General features: G+C 71.9%; 10 protein-coding genes. 5 read left to right on the top strand and 5 right to left on the bottom strand.

What is annotated here, in order from left to right; genetic code table 11:
• Positions 1 to 60: 60 nt before the first annotated feature.
• From ACIHFB_RS19290 to zapE, 5 genes are all read right to left on the bottom strand, one after another.
• Entirely contained in the window at positions 61 to 897 is an 837-nt protein-coding gene (locus tag ACIHFB_RS19290; protein WP_365274838.1) for a slipin family protein, read from the bottom strand.
• Positions 898 to 1041: 144 nt separating this feature from the next.
• Positions 1042 to 2535 (bottom strand): SulP family inorganic anion transporter, encoded by a 1494-nt coding sequence (locus ACIHFB_RS19285; RefSeq protein ID WP_400127421.1) that lies wholly within the window; start codon positions 2533 to 2535, stop codon positions 1042 to 1044.
• A gap of 5 nt (positions 2536 to 2540) precedes the next feature.
• Positions 2541 to 3119, bottom strand: coding sequence for a carbonic anhydrase (locus ACIHFB_RS19280; protein ID WP_365274832.1), 579 nt, complete (start codon positions 3117 to 3119; stop codon positions 2541 to 2543).
• 76 nt (positions 3120 to 3195) lie between these two features.
• Positions 3196 to 3591, bottom strand: a complete 396-nt coding sequence (locus ACIHFB_RS19275; protein WP_365274829.1) for a hypothetical protein — start codon at positions 3589 to 3591, stop codon at positions 3196 to 3198.
• 182 nt (positions 3592 to 3773) lie between these two features.
• Positions 3774 to 4880, bottom strand: a complete 1107-nt coding sequence (zapE, locus tag ACIHFB_RS19270) for a cell division protein ZapE (protein ID WP_365274826.1) — start codon at positions 4878 to 4880, stop codon at positions 3774 to 3776.
• A 37-nt stretch (positions 4881 to 4917) separates the two neighbouring features.
• On the opposite strand from zapE, the gene ACIHFB_RS19265 reads away from it, so the two are divergent.
• From ACIHFB_RS19265 to ACIHFB_RS19245, 5 genes are all read left to right on the top strand, one after another.
• Positions 4918 to 5781 carry a pyrimidine reductase family protein gene (locus ACIHFB_RS19265; RefSeq protein WP_400127420.1) on the top strand — a complete coding sequence of 288 codons (864 nt, stop codon included), beginning with the start codon at positions 4918 to 4920 and terminating at the stop codon, positions 5779 to 5781.
• A 147-nt stretch (positions 5782 to 5928) separates the two neighbouring features.
• Positions 5929 to 6402, top strand: coding sequence for an indole-3-glycerol phosphate synthase (locus tag ACIHFB_RS19260; RefSeq protein WP_365274820.1), 474 nt, complete (start codon positions 5929 to 5931; stop codon positions 6400 to 6402).
• Between the two features lie 44 nt (positions 6403 to 6446).
• Positions 6447 to 7832, top strand: a complete 1386-nt coding sequence (gene murC / locus ACIHFB_RS19255; RefSeq protein WP_365274817.1) for a UDP-N-acetylmuramate--L-alanine ligase — start codon at positions 6447 to 6449, stop codon at positions 7830 to 7832.
• A gap of 13 nt (positions 7833 to 7845) precedes the next feature.
• Positions 7846 to 8253, top strand: a complete 408-nt coding sequence (gene msrB / locus ACIHFB_RS19250; RefSeq protein ID WP_365274814.1) for a peptide-methionine (R)-S-oxide reductase MsrB — start codon at positions 7846 to 7848, stop codon at positions 8251 to 8253.
• A gap of 498 nt (positions 8254 to 8751) precedes the next feature.
• Positions 8752 to 15657: an SDR family NAD(P)-dependent oxidoreductase gene (locus ACIHFB_RS19245; RefSeq protein WP_400127419.1), complete on the top strand. Its 6906-nt coding sequence runs from the start codon at positions 8752 to 8754 to the stop codon at positions 15655 to 15657.
• The last annotated feature ends 9 nt before the right edge of the window (positions 15658 to 15666 follow it).

Raw genomic sequence — 15666 nt, 5'->3', positions numbered from 1 at the left:
TGTGACGCCGCCGTGTCTACCATCTGGTCACGGCCGCGTGAACCACGCGCGTAGAACGTGTCACGCCTCCAGGGAGCGGTCGGGAGGCGGCGGGACGGGGCGGTCGGGCGGGGTCTGCCCGGAATGGTCCGGGTGCGGCTCCGCCCCTTTCTCCAGGAACCGCAGCAGCTCCACCGGGATGGGCAGCACCAGCGTGGAGTTCTTCTCCGCCGCCACCGCCATCACCGTCTGGAGCAGCCGCAACTGGAGCGCGGAGGGCGTGTCGGCCATCTGCTGGGCGGCCTCGGCGAGCTTCTTGGACGCCTGGAGTTCGGCGTCGGCGTTGATGATCCGGGCCCGGCGTTCCCGGTCGGCCTCCGCCTGCCGGGCCATCGAGCGCTTCATCGTGTCCGGCAGGGAGACGTCCTTGATCTCCACCCGGTCGATCTGCACACCCCAGCCGACGGCGGGGCTGTCGATCATCAGCTCCAGGCCCTGGTTGAGCTTCTCGCGGTTGGACAGCAGATCGTCCAGATCGCTCTTGCCGATGATCGACCGCAGCGAGGTCTGGGCCATCTGGGAGACCGCGAACTTGTAGTCCTCGACGTTGACGACCGCGGCGGCCGCATCGACGACCTTGAAATACACGACCGCGTCCACCCGTACCGTGACGTTGTCCCGGGTGATGCCCTCCTGGGCCGGGATCGGCATCGTCACGATCTGAAGGTTGACGCGGCGCAGGTGGTCCACGCCGGGGACGATCATGGCGAGTCCCGGCTCGCGCACGGTACCGCGCAGCCGCCCGAGCCGGAAGACCACGCCGCGCTCGTACTGCTTGACGACGCGCGCGGCGGCGGCGAAGTAGACGGCCCCGGCCGCCCCGGCGGCGATGACCGCGGCCAGCAACTCTTCGAGCATGATGACGACCCCTGTTCAGCCGCCCTGTCCAGAGGTGCGGGATTTGCACCTCTTTCAACGATATGCCCGAATGGGGCAACGGTATGCCCGGCTGCGGGCCCGTGGTCGGGGCCGCAGCCGGGCATCGCCGGACGTCAGACGCCGCTACCTCCGCGCCTCGGGCGCCGCCGCGGCACCGTCGAGCCGTACCGGATCGGTTCCGGCCGCGCTGTGCCGCTCGGCCCAGTTCTCCAGCGCCGTACGGCAGGCGTGGTCCAGGTGGTGCAGCCCGGAGAGGTTCAGCTCGATGGGCCGGTCCTGGGGCAGGGCCTCCAGACTGTCGAGTATTTTCGGCAGCCGGAGGAAGGTCGCGTTGCCCGTCAGATACGCCTGGACGGGCCCGGCGCCCTTGTCTATGACCTCCAGCTTGATGTGCGAGGCCTCCCAGGCGGTCTTGGCGACGGCCAGCGCGAGGCCGATGAGGACGCCCTCGAACATGCTGACCGCGACGATCGAGACCGCCGTGACCATCAGGATCAGCGCCTCACCGCGGTGCTCGCGCCACAGCGACACGATCTCCCGCACGGGGATGAGCTTGGCGCCGGCGTGCACCAGGATGCCCGCCAGAGCCGGTATCGGGATGTAGGCGAGGACGGCCGGCAGCAGGGCCGCGAACAGCAGCAGCCATACGCCGTGCAGTACCCGGGACGCCTTCGTCCGGGCGCCCGCCTGGACGTTCGCCGCGCTGCGCACGATCACCGCGGTCATCGGCAGCGCGCCCAGCGCACCGCAGACGGTGTTGCCCGCGCCCTGCGCCAGCAGTTCCTTGTCGTACGCGGTGCGCGGCCCGTCGTGCAGCCGGTCCACGGCCGCCGCGCTGAACAGCGACTCGGCGGACGCGATCAGCGTGAAGGCGGCGATGGTGGCGAGCACGCCGACGTCGGCGAGCTCACCGAAGGCATCCAGGGACGGCGGCTGGACGGATCCCAGCAGCCCCTGCACCTCGACGGTGGCCACCGGCAGACCGAACACCACGGCGACCAGGGTCGCCAGGCCCACCGCGGCGAGCGGACCGGGCACCGTGCGCACCTGGCGCGGCATCCGCTTCCACAGCACCAGCACGGCGATCGTGCCCGCGCCGAGGGCCAGCGAGGCCAGCGCCCCGGTGTCCTGGACGGCGTCCACGAGCGCCCCGGGCAGCCCCGTGATCTTCGCGATCCCGGAGGCGGGCGCCTCGGCGTCCGCGACCGAGTACAGCTGTCCGGCGATCAGGACGAGTCCTATGCCGGCCAGCATGCCCTCGACGACGGCGACGGATATCGCCCGGAACCAGCGCCCCAGCTTCAGGGCGCCCATCAGCATCTGGAGCAGGCCGGTCGCGAGCACGAGCACGCCGAGCACCGGCAGCCCGAACTCGCGCACCGCCTCGAAGACCAGCACGGTCAGACCGGCGGCCGGGCCGGACACCTGGAGGCTGCTGCCACGCATCAGCCCGGTGACGATGCCGCCCACGATGCCGGTGACGAGCCCGAGCTCGGCCGGCACACCGGAGGCGACGGCCACGCCCACGCACAGCGGGAGCGCGACCAGGAAGACGACGAGGGACGCGGCGAAGTCCTGCCGCAGATGAGGGAACTTGGTGAGGGTGGAGGTGCTCATGGTGCTCACAGGGCCTTGAAGGTGTCGGTCCGCGGGCTGTGCGCCAGTACGGCGCCGGTGTGCACCTCGTAGTACCAGGCGTGCAGGACGAGTTGGCCCTGTGCCAGCTTCTGGGCGATGCACGGGTAGGAGCGCAGCCGCAGCAGCTGCGCCAGGACATGGCTCTGGACTCCCTCGGCCACGGTCGGATCGTCGACCGCCCCCTTGGGGCGCGGTGTCGCACTGACGAGCCAGTCGCGGACGGCGGGTACGGCGTCCAGATCGTCGTCGCGCACCAGCGCGCCGACCGCCCCGCAGTGGGAGTGGCCGCAGACGACGATGTCGCGGACGCCGAGCACCTCCACCGCGTACTCGATGGTGGCGGCCTCGCTGGTGGGGTGTTCGCAGGCGTACGGCGGGACGATGTTGCCCGCGGTGCGCAGTTCGAAGAGCTGACCGGGGCGGGCGCCCGTGATCAGGGCCGGTACGACCCGGGAGTCGGAACAGGTGATGAACAGGACCTCGGGGGACTGGCCTTCGGCGAGTTTGGCGAACTCCTCAGGGCGCTGTCCGAAGGTGCGGGCGTTGTCGATGAGGGGCTGCATGATGTGGTGATTCCTCCTGGCGCGCCAAAGGCGCGTCGGGCTTGCAGGACAGAGTGTGTGGGGAACGGCTCTGCTCTCAGCAGCGGAAGACCTGAAGTGTGGCCGGAGAGTGGCTTGTCGAGGATCTCGCCGTACGACGGTGCGCCGCGCTCTTGGCCGGGTGGAGCGCGGCTGCCGTGCCCGGGGCCGCGAGCGGGCGCTCCTGCGCTCCGGGCCAGGCGACCGTGGTGCGGTTGCGCTCTCGGGTGTGCTGGGGACCGGTCGGGTCCCCGGAGCAACCCGCGTCGCGGAACGTGACGAGCCCGTCGCGCAGTGCCTTGGGTGACAGCTTGGATCCGGGCTGAGCTTTGGCCTCGACATGACCGACCGTGTGCGCGGATGCGAATGACGTGGAGGGAGCGAAGAACTGCAGGGCGAGCAGGACGGCGGCGAGCGCCGAAATGACGGTCCGGGTCGTCGTACCTCGGAACATGCGCCCCCCTCCAGGCAGTTCGCGATTTATGCACGCACCAACACTTGGTCAATTGCTGGTCAAGAAACACGTTAGCTCTGCAAAGTTGTTTGCAGGGTTAACTTAGCGTTTCAGGCTGAAGAGAGCCTGAAACGGCAGGTTCCTTGGCGTGATCTTCCTCTTGACCTGGGGGAGTTGGTCGGCTAACCCGCCTCGACGAGCCCCTTGGCGTCCCGGGCCAGCGCGGTGAGCCGGGAGATCGCCCGGAAGTACTTCTTGCGGTAACCGCCGTTCAGCATCTCCTCGTTGAACAGCCGGTCGAAGGGCAGCCCCGAGGCCAGGACGGGCACCTCGCGGTCGTACAGTCGGTCCGCGAGGACGACGAGCCTGAGCGCGGTCGACTGGTCCGCGATCGGCTGGACGTCGGTGAGGCACACCGACGTGATTCCGTCGGTCAGCGCTCCGTACCGGCTGGGGTGGACGCGGGCGAGGTGCTCCAGCAGATGCGGGAAGTCGTCGAGCGAGGCGCCCTGCGTGGCGTACGCCGCCTTGGTGACCTGCTCGTCGGAGTACGGCGCCGGCGCCTCGGGCAGCCCGCGGTGGCGGTAGTCCTCGCCGTCGATGCGCAGTGGGCGGAAGTGCGCGGACAGGCCCTGGATCTCGCGCAGGAAGTCGGCGGCCGCGAACCGGCCCTCACCGAGCTTGCCCGGCAGCGTGTTGGAGGTGGCGGCGAGCGCCACGCCCGCGTCGACCAGCTTGCCGAGCAGCGTCGAGACCAGGACGGTGTCGCCGGGGTCGTCGAGTTCGAACTCGTCGATGCACAGCAGGCGGTGCCCGGACAGGGTCTGGACGGTCTTCTGGAAGCCGAGCGCGCCGACCAGGTTCGTCAGCTCCACGAACGTGCCGAACGCCTTGAGCTCCGGCTCGGCCGGGGTGGCGTGCCAGAGGGAGGCGAGCAGATGGGTCTTGCCGACGCCGTAGCCGCCGTCGAGGTAGACGCCGCGGGGGCCGGCCGGAGTCTTCGGGGCCTTCGCCCTGCCGAAGCCGAAGAAGCCGCGCCTGGCGGTGCCGGTCGCATGCGCGTCGCCCAGTCCGCCCGCGAAGCCCTCCAGGACCCGGACGGCCTCGGTCTGGCTGGGCTGGTTCGGGTCCGGGAGGTACGTGCTGAAGCGGACCGAGTCGAAGCGCGGCGGCGGCACCATCTCGGCGACCAGCCGGTCCGCGGGGACATGGGGCTCGCGGGCACACAGCGAGACGGGGCTCACGTCGGATATCTGACCGACCCCGGAGGCCGCGGTGGAGTTACGCACGCTTCCCAACTCTAGACGCCGTGCCACACTGCACGACATGCGACGCCTGTTCCCTGTGACGTACGAAACAGCAGCCCAGACCTCGGGCGGGGCGCGTGGGACTGCCGGGCCGGGGACCGGCCGGCCCCCGGCCGGCGCGCAAGAGGCCCCTGGTGCCGATGCCCCGGACGGCCATGAGTGGAGCCTCGACGAGCTGGCCGACGCCTACGCCTACCCCGCCCCCGCTCCCGGTGGGCGGGAACCCTGGCTGCGCGCCAACATGGTGTCCACGCTCGACGGCGCCGCCCAGCACGACGGCCGCTCGCAGCCCATCTCCAGCGCGGCCGACATGCGGATCTTCGGCACGTTGCGGGCGCTGGCGGATGTGGTGGTGGTCGGCGCGGAAACGGTACGTCAGGAGGGCTACCGCCCGGCACGCGCGCGTGCGGAGTTCGCCGAGCGGCGTGCGGCGGCCGGGCAGGCGCCCGCACCGGCGGTGGCGGTGGTCACCGCGAGCGTGAACCTCGACTTCTCGCTTCCGCTGTTCACCTCGCCCCTGGTGCCGACCCTGATCCTGACGGGCGCCGCCGCGGCCCCCGACCGGATCTCGGCGGCGGAGAAGGCGGGCGCCCGGGTGGTGATCGCGGGGGACGGGGCCGGAGTCGATCCCGCCCGCGCCGTACGGGCTCTCGCCGACCTCGGACACACCCGGCTGCTGAGCGAGGGCGGCCCGCGGCTGCTCGGCCAACTGGTGGCCGCCGAGGTGCTCGACGAACTGTGTCTGACCGTGTCCCCGATGCTCACCGTGGGGGACGCGCAACGGATCGCCGGGGGGCCGTCGGTCGCGGTGCCGCGGCGATTCGCACTGATGTCCCTGCTGGAGGAGGACGGGTTCCTCTTCGGCCGGTACCGGCGAGCCTGAGCGCGCCGGTCCGGTAAACAGCGGAATCTCCCGTTCCGTTTAGCCCCCGGCGGGCACACTAAAACTCGCAGTCCCCGTGCGATCGCGGGGCAGGATGGTTTCCGCAGGGGCCCATGGACGGGCCCACGGAGGAGAAGGACGCCTGTCGTGTTCACAAGCGTACTGATGATCGAGAAGGCCCTGACATCCGCCGACGTGGAGTTCGTCACGACCTTGCACGGGGAAGAGTCGGTCTCCTTCCACGTTCTGCTCCAGCCGCGCGGTGACCAGGCCGACCGCCTGCTGCGGGCCATCGACGACATCGCACTCGGCGAGATCGACGAGGCCGCACGCGAGCGGGAGACCCCGGAGGGCGAGGACGCGGCCGCCCTCGGCGAACGGGCCCTGGAGGTGTCCCTCACGGCCCTGCGCGGCTCCGGCAACGAGGCGGAGGGCCGTCTCGTCGAGGACCATCCGCTGGACGCGCTCCGGACCACGGTCGAGGAGATCGGGGCCGACGAGGTCATCGTGCTGACCGATCCCCACTACGTGGAGGAGTTCTTCCACCGGGACTGGGCCTCGCGGGCCCGGCACAAGGTGGGGGTGCCGGTGCTGAAGCTGTTCTCCCACAGCAAGGCATAGGCTGAGCCCTCGACACGTGTCGCATCACTTGGGGAGAAACACACATGGCACCCGGCCTTCCTACCGCCATGGACCGACCGCACTTCATCGGCATCGGCGGGGCCGGAATGTCGGGGATCGCGAAGATCCTCGCCCAGCGGGGCGCGAAGGTGGCGGGCAGTGACGCGAAGGAGTCCGCCACCGCCGAGGCGCTGCGCGCGCTGGGCGCGACCGTGCACATCGGACATGCCACCGAGCACCTCGCCGACGACGCCAGCTGTGTCGTGGTGTCGTCGGCGATCCGCAGGGACAACCCGGAGCTCGCCCGCGCGGCCGAGCTGGGCATCCCGGTGGTGCACCGCTCCGACGCCCTCGCGGCCCTGATGGAAGGCCTGCGTCCGATCGCGGTCGCGGGCACCCACGGCAAGACCACGACCACGTCCATGCTCGCCGTGTCCCTGTCCGAGCTGGGCCTGAACCCGTCGTACGCCATCGGCGGCGACCTGGACGCCCCCGGCTCCAACGCCCTGCACGGCGACGGGGAGATCTTCGTGGCCGAGGCGGACGAAAGCGACCGCAGCTTCCACAAGTACGCGCCCGAGGTCGCGATCGTCCTCAACGTGGAGCTGGACCACCACGCCAACTACGCGTCGATGGACGAGATCTACGAGTCCTTCGAGACCTTCGCGGGCCGGATCGTGCCCGGCGGCACGCTGGTGATCGCCGCGGACCAGGACGGCGCGCGCGAGCTGGCCCGCCGGATCGAGGGCGTCCGCGTGGTGACGTACGGCGAGTCGCCGGACGCGGACGTACGGATCCTGTCGGTGCGGGCCCAGGGGCTGAAGAGCGAGGTCACGGTCGTCCTGGACGGCGCGGAGATCACCTTCACGGTCTCGGTGCCCGGCCGGCACTACGCGCACAACGCGGTCGCCGCGCTGGCCGCGGGCGTGGCGCTCGGCGTCCCCGCCGCTGAGCTCGCGCCCGCGCTGGCCGCGTACACCGGCGTCAAGCGCCGCCTCCAGCTGAAGGGCGAGGCGGCCGGCGTGCAGGTCATCGACTCCTACGCGCACCACCCGACCGAGATGACGGCCGACCTGGAGGCGATGCGCTCGGCGGCCGGCGACGCCCGCATCCTGGTGCTCTTCCAGCCGCACCTGTTCTCCCGCACCCAGGAGCTGGGCAAGGAGATGGGCCAGTCCCTGGCCCTGGCGGACGCCTCCGTCGTCCTGGACATCTACCCGGCCCGCGAGGACCCGATCCCGGGCGTCACCAGCGAGCTGATCATCGAGGCGGCGCGGGCGGCGGGCGCGGACGTGACGGCGGTCCACGACAAGACCGAGGCCCCGTCGGTGATCGCGGGAATGGCCAAGGCAGGCGATCTCGTTCTCACCATGGGCGCGGGAGATGTGACCGACCTGGGCCCGCTGATCCTGGACCGTTTGTCGCAGTGAGGGGCTGACACCCATGTCGTACGACGTCGAGAAGCCGGACGAGCAGTGGCGCGCGGAGCTGACCCCGGGCGAGTACGCGGTGCTGCGCCAGGCCGCGACCGAGCCCGCCTTCACCGGTGAGTACACCGACACCAAGACCAAGGGCGTCTACTCCTGCCGGGCCTGCGGCGCCGACCTCTTCACCTCGGACGCGAAGTTCGAGTCGCACTGCGGCTGGCCGAGCTTCTTCGACGCGCGCGACTCCGACGCGGTGGAGCTGATCGAGGACCGCTCGCACGGGATGGTGCGGACGGAGGTCCGGTGCGCCCGCTGCGGCTCGCACCTCGGCCACCTGTTCGAGGGCGAGGGATACGCGACGCCCACGGACCAGCGGTACTGCATCAACAGCATCGCTGTGCGGTTGGCGCCGGACGAGGGCTGAGCGCACCGAGCGGATTCGTGAAAGTCACCTGGTGCCGCCCGGTGTGTTTCCGCTCGCCGAATTTCGCGTGAACCAATAGGGACATCTGCTGGGGCATGTCCCTATTGTCTTCGCGTTCTCTCCGCACCCTCTCCACCCGGCCTATTCCGGCCGGGATGAGGTGGACATGTAAAGTTTACAAAGCGTTGAAGAGCGGTCGACCGTGTTTCGAAAGCATGAGACATGAGTGAATTGGCCAGCGCTTTGTCAGAATCCCGGCGCCGGGCCTGTGTTTCTGCGGCCCGGCCCGTGCGGCGCCCGAATGGGATTCATCGGATTTTTCGGCTCTTGGGAGCGTCCGTCGGCGCTGGCCGAATGTCATACGGCGGTCTGCCGAAAGCCCGGGCCTTGTTGACCGGCCGGTAATTTCTGGTGTTGGCTTCCGCGTGGTTTCGGCCAGCGTCTCCAACGGAATTCCTGCCCCCCACCGTGCGGTCTCACCGATTATTCGGGAGCGTCATGACGTCTGCTGTGCACGCCGAGGACATGATCATTGGAGTCACCCCGTTCGGTGAGCCCGACGCCCGCCTGGCCGCTGCGGTCAGCCGCGCCGGCGGGCTCGGGATTCTGGACCTGGGTGTCGGTGACCGAAGAGCGAGAGCGGCGCTGGCGCGAATACGACGCCTCGGTCCCGGTCCGTGGGGGGTGCGGGTCGGAGCGCGCTGCCGGATCCGGCCCGAAGAGCTTTCCGGCGGCGGGCCCGGCACTGTCGTCCTGGCCGTGGGCGCGGCCTGGCGAGTCGGTGAAGTCCCCGCCGGAATCCGGGTGTTGGCCGAGGTGACCGACCTGGAGCAGGCGCACCGGGCGGTGCGTGAAGGGGCGTACGGGCTGATCGCCCGGGGCTCCGAAAGCGGCGGCCGGGTCGGGGAGTTGAGCACGTTCGTGCTGCTCCAGCAGCTGCTCTCCGGGGTCGACCGGCCCGTGTGGGCCTGCGGGGGCATCGGCCCCCGTACCGCCGCTGCCGCCGTCGCGGGCGGCGCCGCCGGAGTCGTACTCGACAGTCAACTGGCCCTGCTGGCCGAGTCGGAGCTGCCGGAGGAGGCCGCCGCCGCGCTGCGGTCGATGGACGGCTCCGAGACGGTCGTGATCGGCGGTCACCGGGTGCTGCGGCGCCGGGGGCCGGATGCGCCGTCGGTGCCGGACGACGCCTCGGTGGGGGAGTTGCTCGGTGCGCAGGATCTGCGCAGGCAGGTGCTGCCGGTGGGGCAGGACGGCTTCCTGGCGGCACGGTTCGCCGAACGGTGGGGTGACGCGGGGCGGGTGGTGCGCGCGCTCACCGAAGCCGTACGGGATGCGGTGCGCGACGACACTGCGGCGCGGGCGCTGCGGGGCGGGTCGCCGATGGGCCGGGCGCTCGGCACCCGGTTGCCCGTCGCGCAGGGGCCGATGACCCGGGTCAGCGACCGGGCGCGGTTCGCGGCCGCCGTGGCCGGGGACGGCGCCCTGCCCTTCATCGCGCTCGCCCTCGCGAACGGGGAGCAGACCCGGGACATGCTGGCGGAGACCCGGGACGCAGTGGCCGGGCGGCCCTGGGGGGTCGGTGTGCTCGGCTTCGCGCCGGAGGAGACGCGGAACGCCCAGCTGGACGTCGTACGAGAGCTGCGGCCGACGCACGCGATCATCGCCGGCGGGCGGCCCTCCCAGGCCGAGGCACTGGAGCGGGAGGGGATCAGCACCTTCCTGCACGTGCCCTCGCCGGGGCTGCTGCGGCAGTTCCTTCAGGCCGGGGCCCGCCGGTTCGTGTTCGAGGGTTCGGAGTGCGGCGGCCATGTCGGACCGCGCGCGAGCTTTCCGCTGTGGGAGGCCCAACTCGCCGTCATCGAGGACCACTTGGGGGACACGGGCGACCCGGAGGACGGCCCGGGTATCGAGGTGTTCTTCGCGGGCGGTGTCCACGACGAGCGGTCGGCGGCGATGGTCGCCGCGCTCGCCGCACCGCTGACCGCGCGCGGCGCCGCCGCCGGCGTCCTCATGGGCACCGCCTACCTGTTCACCGAGGAGGCCGTGGACCGCGGGGCGATCCAGCCCCTCTTCCAGCGGCAGGTCGTCGCCGCGACCGGCACCGCGCTGCTGGAGACCGCGCCCGGCCATGCCACCCGCTGTGTGCCGAGCCCCTTCAGCGAGGACTACCGGGAGCGCGAGGCCCGGCTGCGTGCCGAGGGTGTGCCCGACCGGGGGATCTGGGAGGAACTGGAGCGGCTGAACGTCGGACGGCTGCGGATCGCCAGCAAGGGCCTCGACCGGGACACCACAGGTGAGTTGGCGGCCGTGGACGAGGAACGGCAGCTCACCGAGGGCATGTTCATGGCCGGAGAGGTGGCGGTGCTGCGCTCCGCCACCACCACGATCGGCGCGCTGCACCGGTCGGTGGCCGAAGGGGCCGCCGACTTCCTCGACGAACGGGCGCGAGAGGTGCGCGAATGGCTGGGCGTCGAGGCCGAGGAGCTCCCTGCCCCCGCGCCCCTCGACATCGCTGTCATCGGCATGGCCTGTATGTTCCCCGAGGCCCCTGACCTCGCCGCCTTCTGGGCGAACGTGCTGGGCGGGCACGATGCCGTCAGGGAAGTCCCGCCCGAGCGCTGGGACCCCGCCGTGCACTACGGTCCCGACGGTGAGGGCGCCACCACGTCCAAGTGGGGCGGCTTCCTGCCGCGCATCCCCTTCGACCCACTGAGCTACGGCATTCCGCCCACGTCCCTCGGCGCCATCGAGCCCGTGCAGCTGCTGGCCCTGGAGGCCGCCCGGCGAGCGCTGGAGGACTCCGGATACGGCGAGCGGGGGCGGGCGTTCGACCGGGCGCGCACCTCCGTCGTCTTCGGCGCGGAGGCGGGCAGCGACCTGTCCAACGCGACCACGCTGAGGGCCGTACTGCCGTCGTACTACGGCACGATCCCCGACGGTGTCGAGCAGCAACTCCCGCAGCTCACCGAGGACTCCTTCCCCGGCATGCTGGCCAACGTCGTCTCCGGCCGGATCGCCAACCGGCTCGACCTCGGCGGCGCCAACTTCACGGTCGACGCGGCCTGCGCGTCCTCGCTGGCCGCCGTCGACGTCGCCTGCAAGGAACTCGTCGGCGGGACGAGCGACGTGGTGCTGTGCGGCGGTGCGGATCTGCACAACGGCATCAACGACTACGTCCTCTTCTCCTCCGTGCACGCCCTGTCCCCGACCGGCCGGTCCCGGGCCTTCGACAGCTCGGCGGACGGCATCGCGCTCGGTGAGGGCGTCGCGTGCGTGGTGCTGAAGCGGCTCGCGGACGCCGAACGGGACGGGGACCGGATCTACGGCGTCATCAAGGGCGTCGGGAGCTCCAGCGACGGGCGGTCACTGGGGCTCACGGCGCCACGCCCCGAAGGACAGCGCGCCGCCCTGGAGCGGGCCTACCGCAACGCCGGCGTCTCGCCCGCCGACGTGGGTCTGGTCGAGGCGCACGGCACCGGCACCGTCGTCGGCGACCGCACCGAACTCACCATCCTCAGCGAGGTGTTCAGCGAGGCGGGGGCCGAGGCGGGCGGGTGTGCGCTCGGGTCGGTCAAGTCGCAGATCGGGCACACGAAATGCGCCGCGGGACTCGCCGGGCTGATCAAGACCGTGCTGGCCCTGCATCACGGCGTCAAGCCGCCGACGCTGCACGTGGAGCGGCCCAACTCCGGGTGGAGCAAGGACAACAGCCCCTTCGTGTTCCACGCCCAGGCCCGTCCCTGGGCGGCACCGGCCGAGCAACGCCTGGCCGGCCTCAGCGCGTTCGGCTTCGGCGGCACCAACTTCCATGCCGTGCTGGAGGCCTACGGCGACGCCGTCCCGTCGGCGCAAGGGCTCGACGCGTGGCCCGCGGAGCTGTTCACCTTCCGTGGGAAGGACGCGGCGGCGGCCCGGCGGGCCATCGAGGACGTACTCAAGGCCGCCGAGTCCGCCGAGTCGGACGGCAGCCTGCCCTGGCGACTGCGGGACCTGGCCCTGAGCGCATCCCGGCGCGCCGACGCCGGGCACGATCCGGTGCAGGTCGCGATCGTCGCAACGGACGTGACCGGACTGCTCCGACAGCTGCGGCGGGCGCTGGCCGGGGAGCACGATCCGGCTTCGGGGATCCACCTGGCCGCCGGGGCTGTCGGGGCCCATGTCGGTGAGGTGTCCGGTGGCAAGGTTGCGCTTCTCTTCCCCGGGCAGGGCAGTCAGCGGCCCGGGATGCTCGCCGATGTCTTCGTCGCGTTCCCCGAACTTCAGCACTACCTCGAACTCGGCGGCGAATACGCCGACTTGCTGTACCCGCCCGCCGCCTTCGACGACGCCGAGCGAGAGCGTCAGCAGGCTCGCCTCACCGACACCCGGGTCGCTCAGCCCGCACTCGGCATCGTCGGACTCGCCGCCTACGAGCTGCTGACCAGGGCCGGGATACGGCCCGACATGGCCGCCGGACACAGCTACGGCGAGCTGGTCGCCCTGTGCGCGGCCGGTGCGTTCGACCCGGAGACGCTGCTGACGCTGAGCGCCGAGCGGGCGGAGGCGATCCTCGGGGCGGCCGGGGCGGACCCCGGGACGATGGCCGCGGTGGCAGCCGACGCGGCGGAGATCGAGCGGGTGCTGGACGCGCCGGTCGGGGTGGTCGTCGCCAACCACAACTCGCCCGGTCAGACGGTGATTTCGGGACCCACGGCGGCGGTCGAGGAGGCCGTACGGCAGCTGCGCGCGGCCGGGATCGGCGCCAAGCGCATCCCCGTGGCCTGCGCCTTCCACAGCCCGCTGGTGGCGGGAGCCGGTGAGCGGTTCGCCGGAGTCCTGGCCCAACACGCCCTGCGTGCACCCGAGTTCCCGGTGTGGTCCAACCGCACCGGCCACCCGTACGGCGACGACGTCGACGCCGTACGGACCGAACTGGCCGCCCAGATCGGCGCACCCGTCGCCTTCGTCGCGCAGATCGAGGCGATGTACGAGGCCGGAGCGCGCGTCTTCGTCGAGGCGGGACCGGGGTCCGTGCTCACCCGGCTGGTCGGGCAGATCCTCGGCGACCGTCCGCACCGCACCGTCGCCTGCGAGCCGCGCCCGGGCAGCGGACTGCGCGGCTGGCTCGACGCACTGGCCCAACTCGCCGTCGCGGGGCTGCCGGTGCGCACCGCATGGCTGCTACGAGGCAGGGACGCCGTCGACGCCGTCCGGACCCCCGCGCCGAAGCGGCCCGGCTGGACGGTCGACGGTCAGCTGGTCCGCACCGCCGCCGGAGAACTCCTCCCCGGTGCCCTCGCACCGGCCCGACGAGTCGTGGAGACGACTGTGACGACCAACCACACGAACGGCACCCCGGCCCACTCGGACAAGGACGCGCTGATCTCCGAGTTCCTGCGGACCAGCCGGGAGATGGTGGCGGCCCAGCGGGACGTACTGCTGACGTACTTCGGCGGGGCGGCGACCGCGGGCCAGTGGGTACCGGCACAGCAGCCGGCCGTCCAGCCGGTTCAACTTCCCGTGGAACAACCGGACTTGCAGCCCGCCGCCGTGGAACCCGCAGCAGCTTTGGCGTCCGTCGCGCCCGTCGCGCCCCACGAACCCGAAGAAGTCGACGTCCTCTCCGTCGTGCTCGAAATCATCAGCGAGCGCACCGGATACCCCATGGACATGATCGAGCCCGACCTCGACCTGGAGGCGGACCTCAGCATCGACTCCATCAAGCGCGCCGAGATCGCCGGTGAACTGGCCAAGCGCCTGGGCGCCGGGGGCGGCGCCGACCTCGCCGCGCTCGACGACGCGGAGTTGGAGGAACTGGCGAAGGCCCGTACGGCGGCGTCGGTCACCGAGTGGCTCGCGGGGCGGCTCGCACCGGCGCAGGCGGAGGTCGAGGCGGTCAAGGAAGCCGAGGAGGCCGAGGAGGCCGTAGAACCCGCCCCGGTGACCGGCGAGGCGCCGAAGCGGCTGGTGCTCCGGCCTGTCCTGCTGGGGGAGGCGGAGTCCGTGCCCGACCCGGCCGCCGTGCTGGCCGGGCAGCGCTTCGTGCTCCTCGGCGACGACGAGGACGGCGACGCGGCCCGGGAGGTCGCGGCCCGGCTGACCTCGTACGGTGCCGAGACCGTGTCCGTCGGCCGGGAGCACCTGCTCACCGGGGCCGACGGGCGGCTGGACGGTGTGCTCTTCCTCGACCCGCTCGCCACCTCCGCGCCGGCCGTGCTCCCGGACGCCTTCCCCGTCCTCCAGGCGGCCCTGGCCCGCACCCCGCGCCACCTCCTCGCCGTACGACCCGCCGAACCGGGCCCGCGGTCGGCCGGTCTGCACGGGCTCTTCCGCACCATCGCCCGCGAGTACCCGGACACCACCGCGCGGATCGTCGACCTGGACGACACCGCGCCCGCCGCCGTCGCCGACGCGCTGCTCGCCGAACTGCTCGCTCCGGAACCCTCGGCCCCCGTCGTCCTGCTCACCGAATCCGGCCGCCACGGGCTGGAGTTGGTGCCGGCACCGCTCGGCACCCTCGGCACGACCGGTGCCGGGCCCGCCGGGGACGGCGTCGCCGAGGCCGCCGCGCTCGGTATCGACCGTGATTCGGTGGTGCTGCTGGTCGGCGGTGCCCGCGGGATCACCGCCAAGTTCGCCGCGTCGCTCGCGGCCGCCTCCCGCTGCCGTATCGAACTGCTCGGCCGGACACCCGCACCGGACGGCCCCGAGGACCCGGCGACCGCGGCCGCCACCGACCGGGCCGCCCTGCGCACGGCGCTCGCCGCCCGCGGCGGTCTGACGCCCGCCGAGATCAACCGCGAGACCGAACTCCTGCTGGCCCAGCGGGAGATCACCGCCACGCTCGACGAACTGGCCGCGCTCGGCAGTCCGGCCCGCTACCACTCCGTGGACTTCCGGGAGCCGGACGCCGCGCTCCAGGCGGTGAAGGAGATCCACGCCGAGCACGGCAGGCTCGACGGGGTCGTCTACGCGGCCGGGGTGATCGAGGACAAGGTGATCGCCGAGAAGACCGCCGAGTCGTTCGAGCGGGTGTACGGCACGAAGACCGTGGGCGCCGAGACGCTGCTGACGGCGTTGGAGGAACTGCCGGGCGGGCCCGCGTTCGCCGTGCTGTTCGGCAGCATCTCCGCCGTCCTCGGCAACCGGGGCCAGTCGGACTACGCGGCCGCCAACGACGCCTTGGAGAGCCTCGGTTCCGCGTGGGCCGCACGCACCGGGCGCCGGGCGCTGACCGTGCACTGGGGTCCGTGGGCGCCGACCGGCGGCCACACCGGCATGGTCGGTCCGGAGCTCGGCCGGGAGTACGCCCGGCGCGGGATCAAGCTGATCGACCCCGAGGAGGGGACCGCGGCGCTGCTGCGCGAACTCGCCTGGGGCGACGAGTCTGCCCGCGCGGTCGTCTACACCTCCTCGGGCTGGTGAACATGACGG

Origin of the sequence: Streptomyces sp. NPDC051963 (genome assembly GCF_044593495.1) — a bacterium.
GTDB lineage: Bacteria > Actinomycetota > Actinomycetes > Streptomycetales > Streptomycetaceae > Streptomyces.
This window is presented reverse-complemented; position numbering and strand designations above follow the sequence as displayed.

Coding starts and splice junctions, on each gene's coding strand:
- ACIHFB_RS19290 (WP_365274838.1), bottom strand. CDS start 897: ATGCTCGAAGAGTTGCTGGCCGCGGTCATCGCCGCCGGGGCGGCCGGG.
- ACIHFB_RS19265 (WP_400127420.1), top strand. CDS start 4,918: ATGCGACGCCTGTTCCCTGTGACGTACGAAACAGCAGCCCAGACCTCG.
- ACIHFB_RS19285 (WP_400127421.1), bottom strand. CDS start 2,535: ATGAGCACCTCCACCCTCACCAAGTTCCCTCATCTGCGGCAGGACTTC.
- ACIHFB_RS19275 (WP_365274829.1), bottom strand. CDS start 3,591: ATGTTCCGAGGTACGACGACCCGGACCGTCATTTCGGCGCTCGCCGCC.
- ACIHFB_RS19280 (WP_365274832.1), bottom strand. CDS start 3,119: ATGCAGCCCCTCATCGACAACGCCCGCACCTTCGGACAGCGCCCTGAG.
- murC (WP_365274817.1), top strand. CDS start 6,447: ATGGCACCCGGCCTTCCTACCGCCATGGACCGACCGCACTTCATCGGC.
- msrB (WP_365274814.1), top strand. CDS start 7,846: ATGTCGTACGACGTCGAGAAGCCGGACGAGCAGTGGCGCGCGGAGCTG.
- ACIHFB_RS19245 (WP_400127419.1), top strand. CDS start 8,752: ATGACGTCTGCTGTGCACGCCGAGGACATGATCATTGGAGTCACCCCG.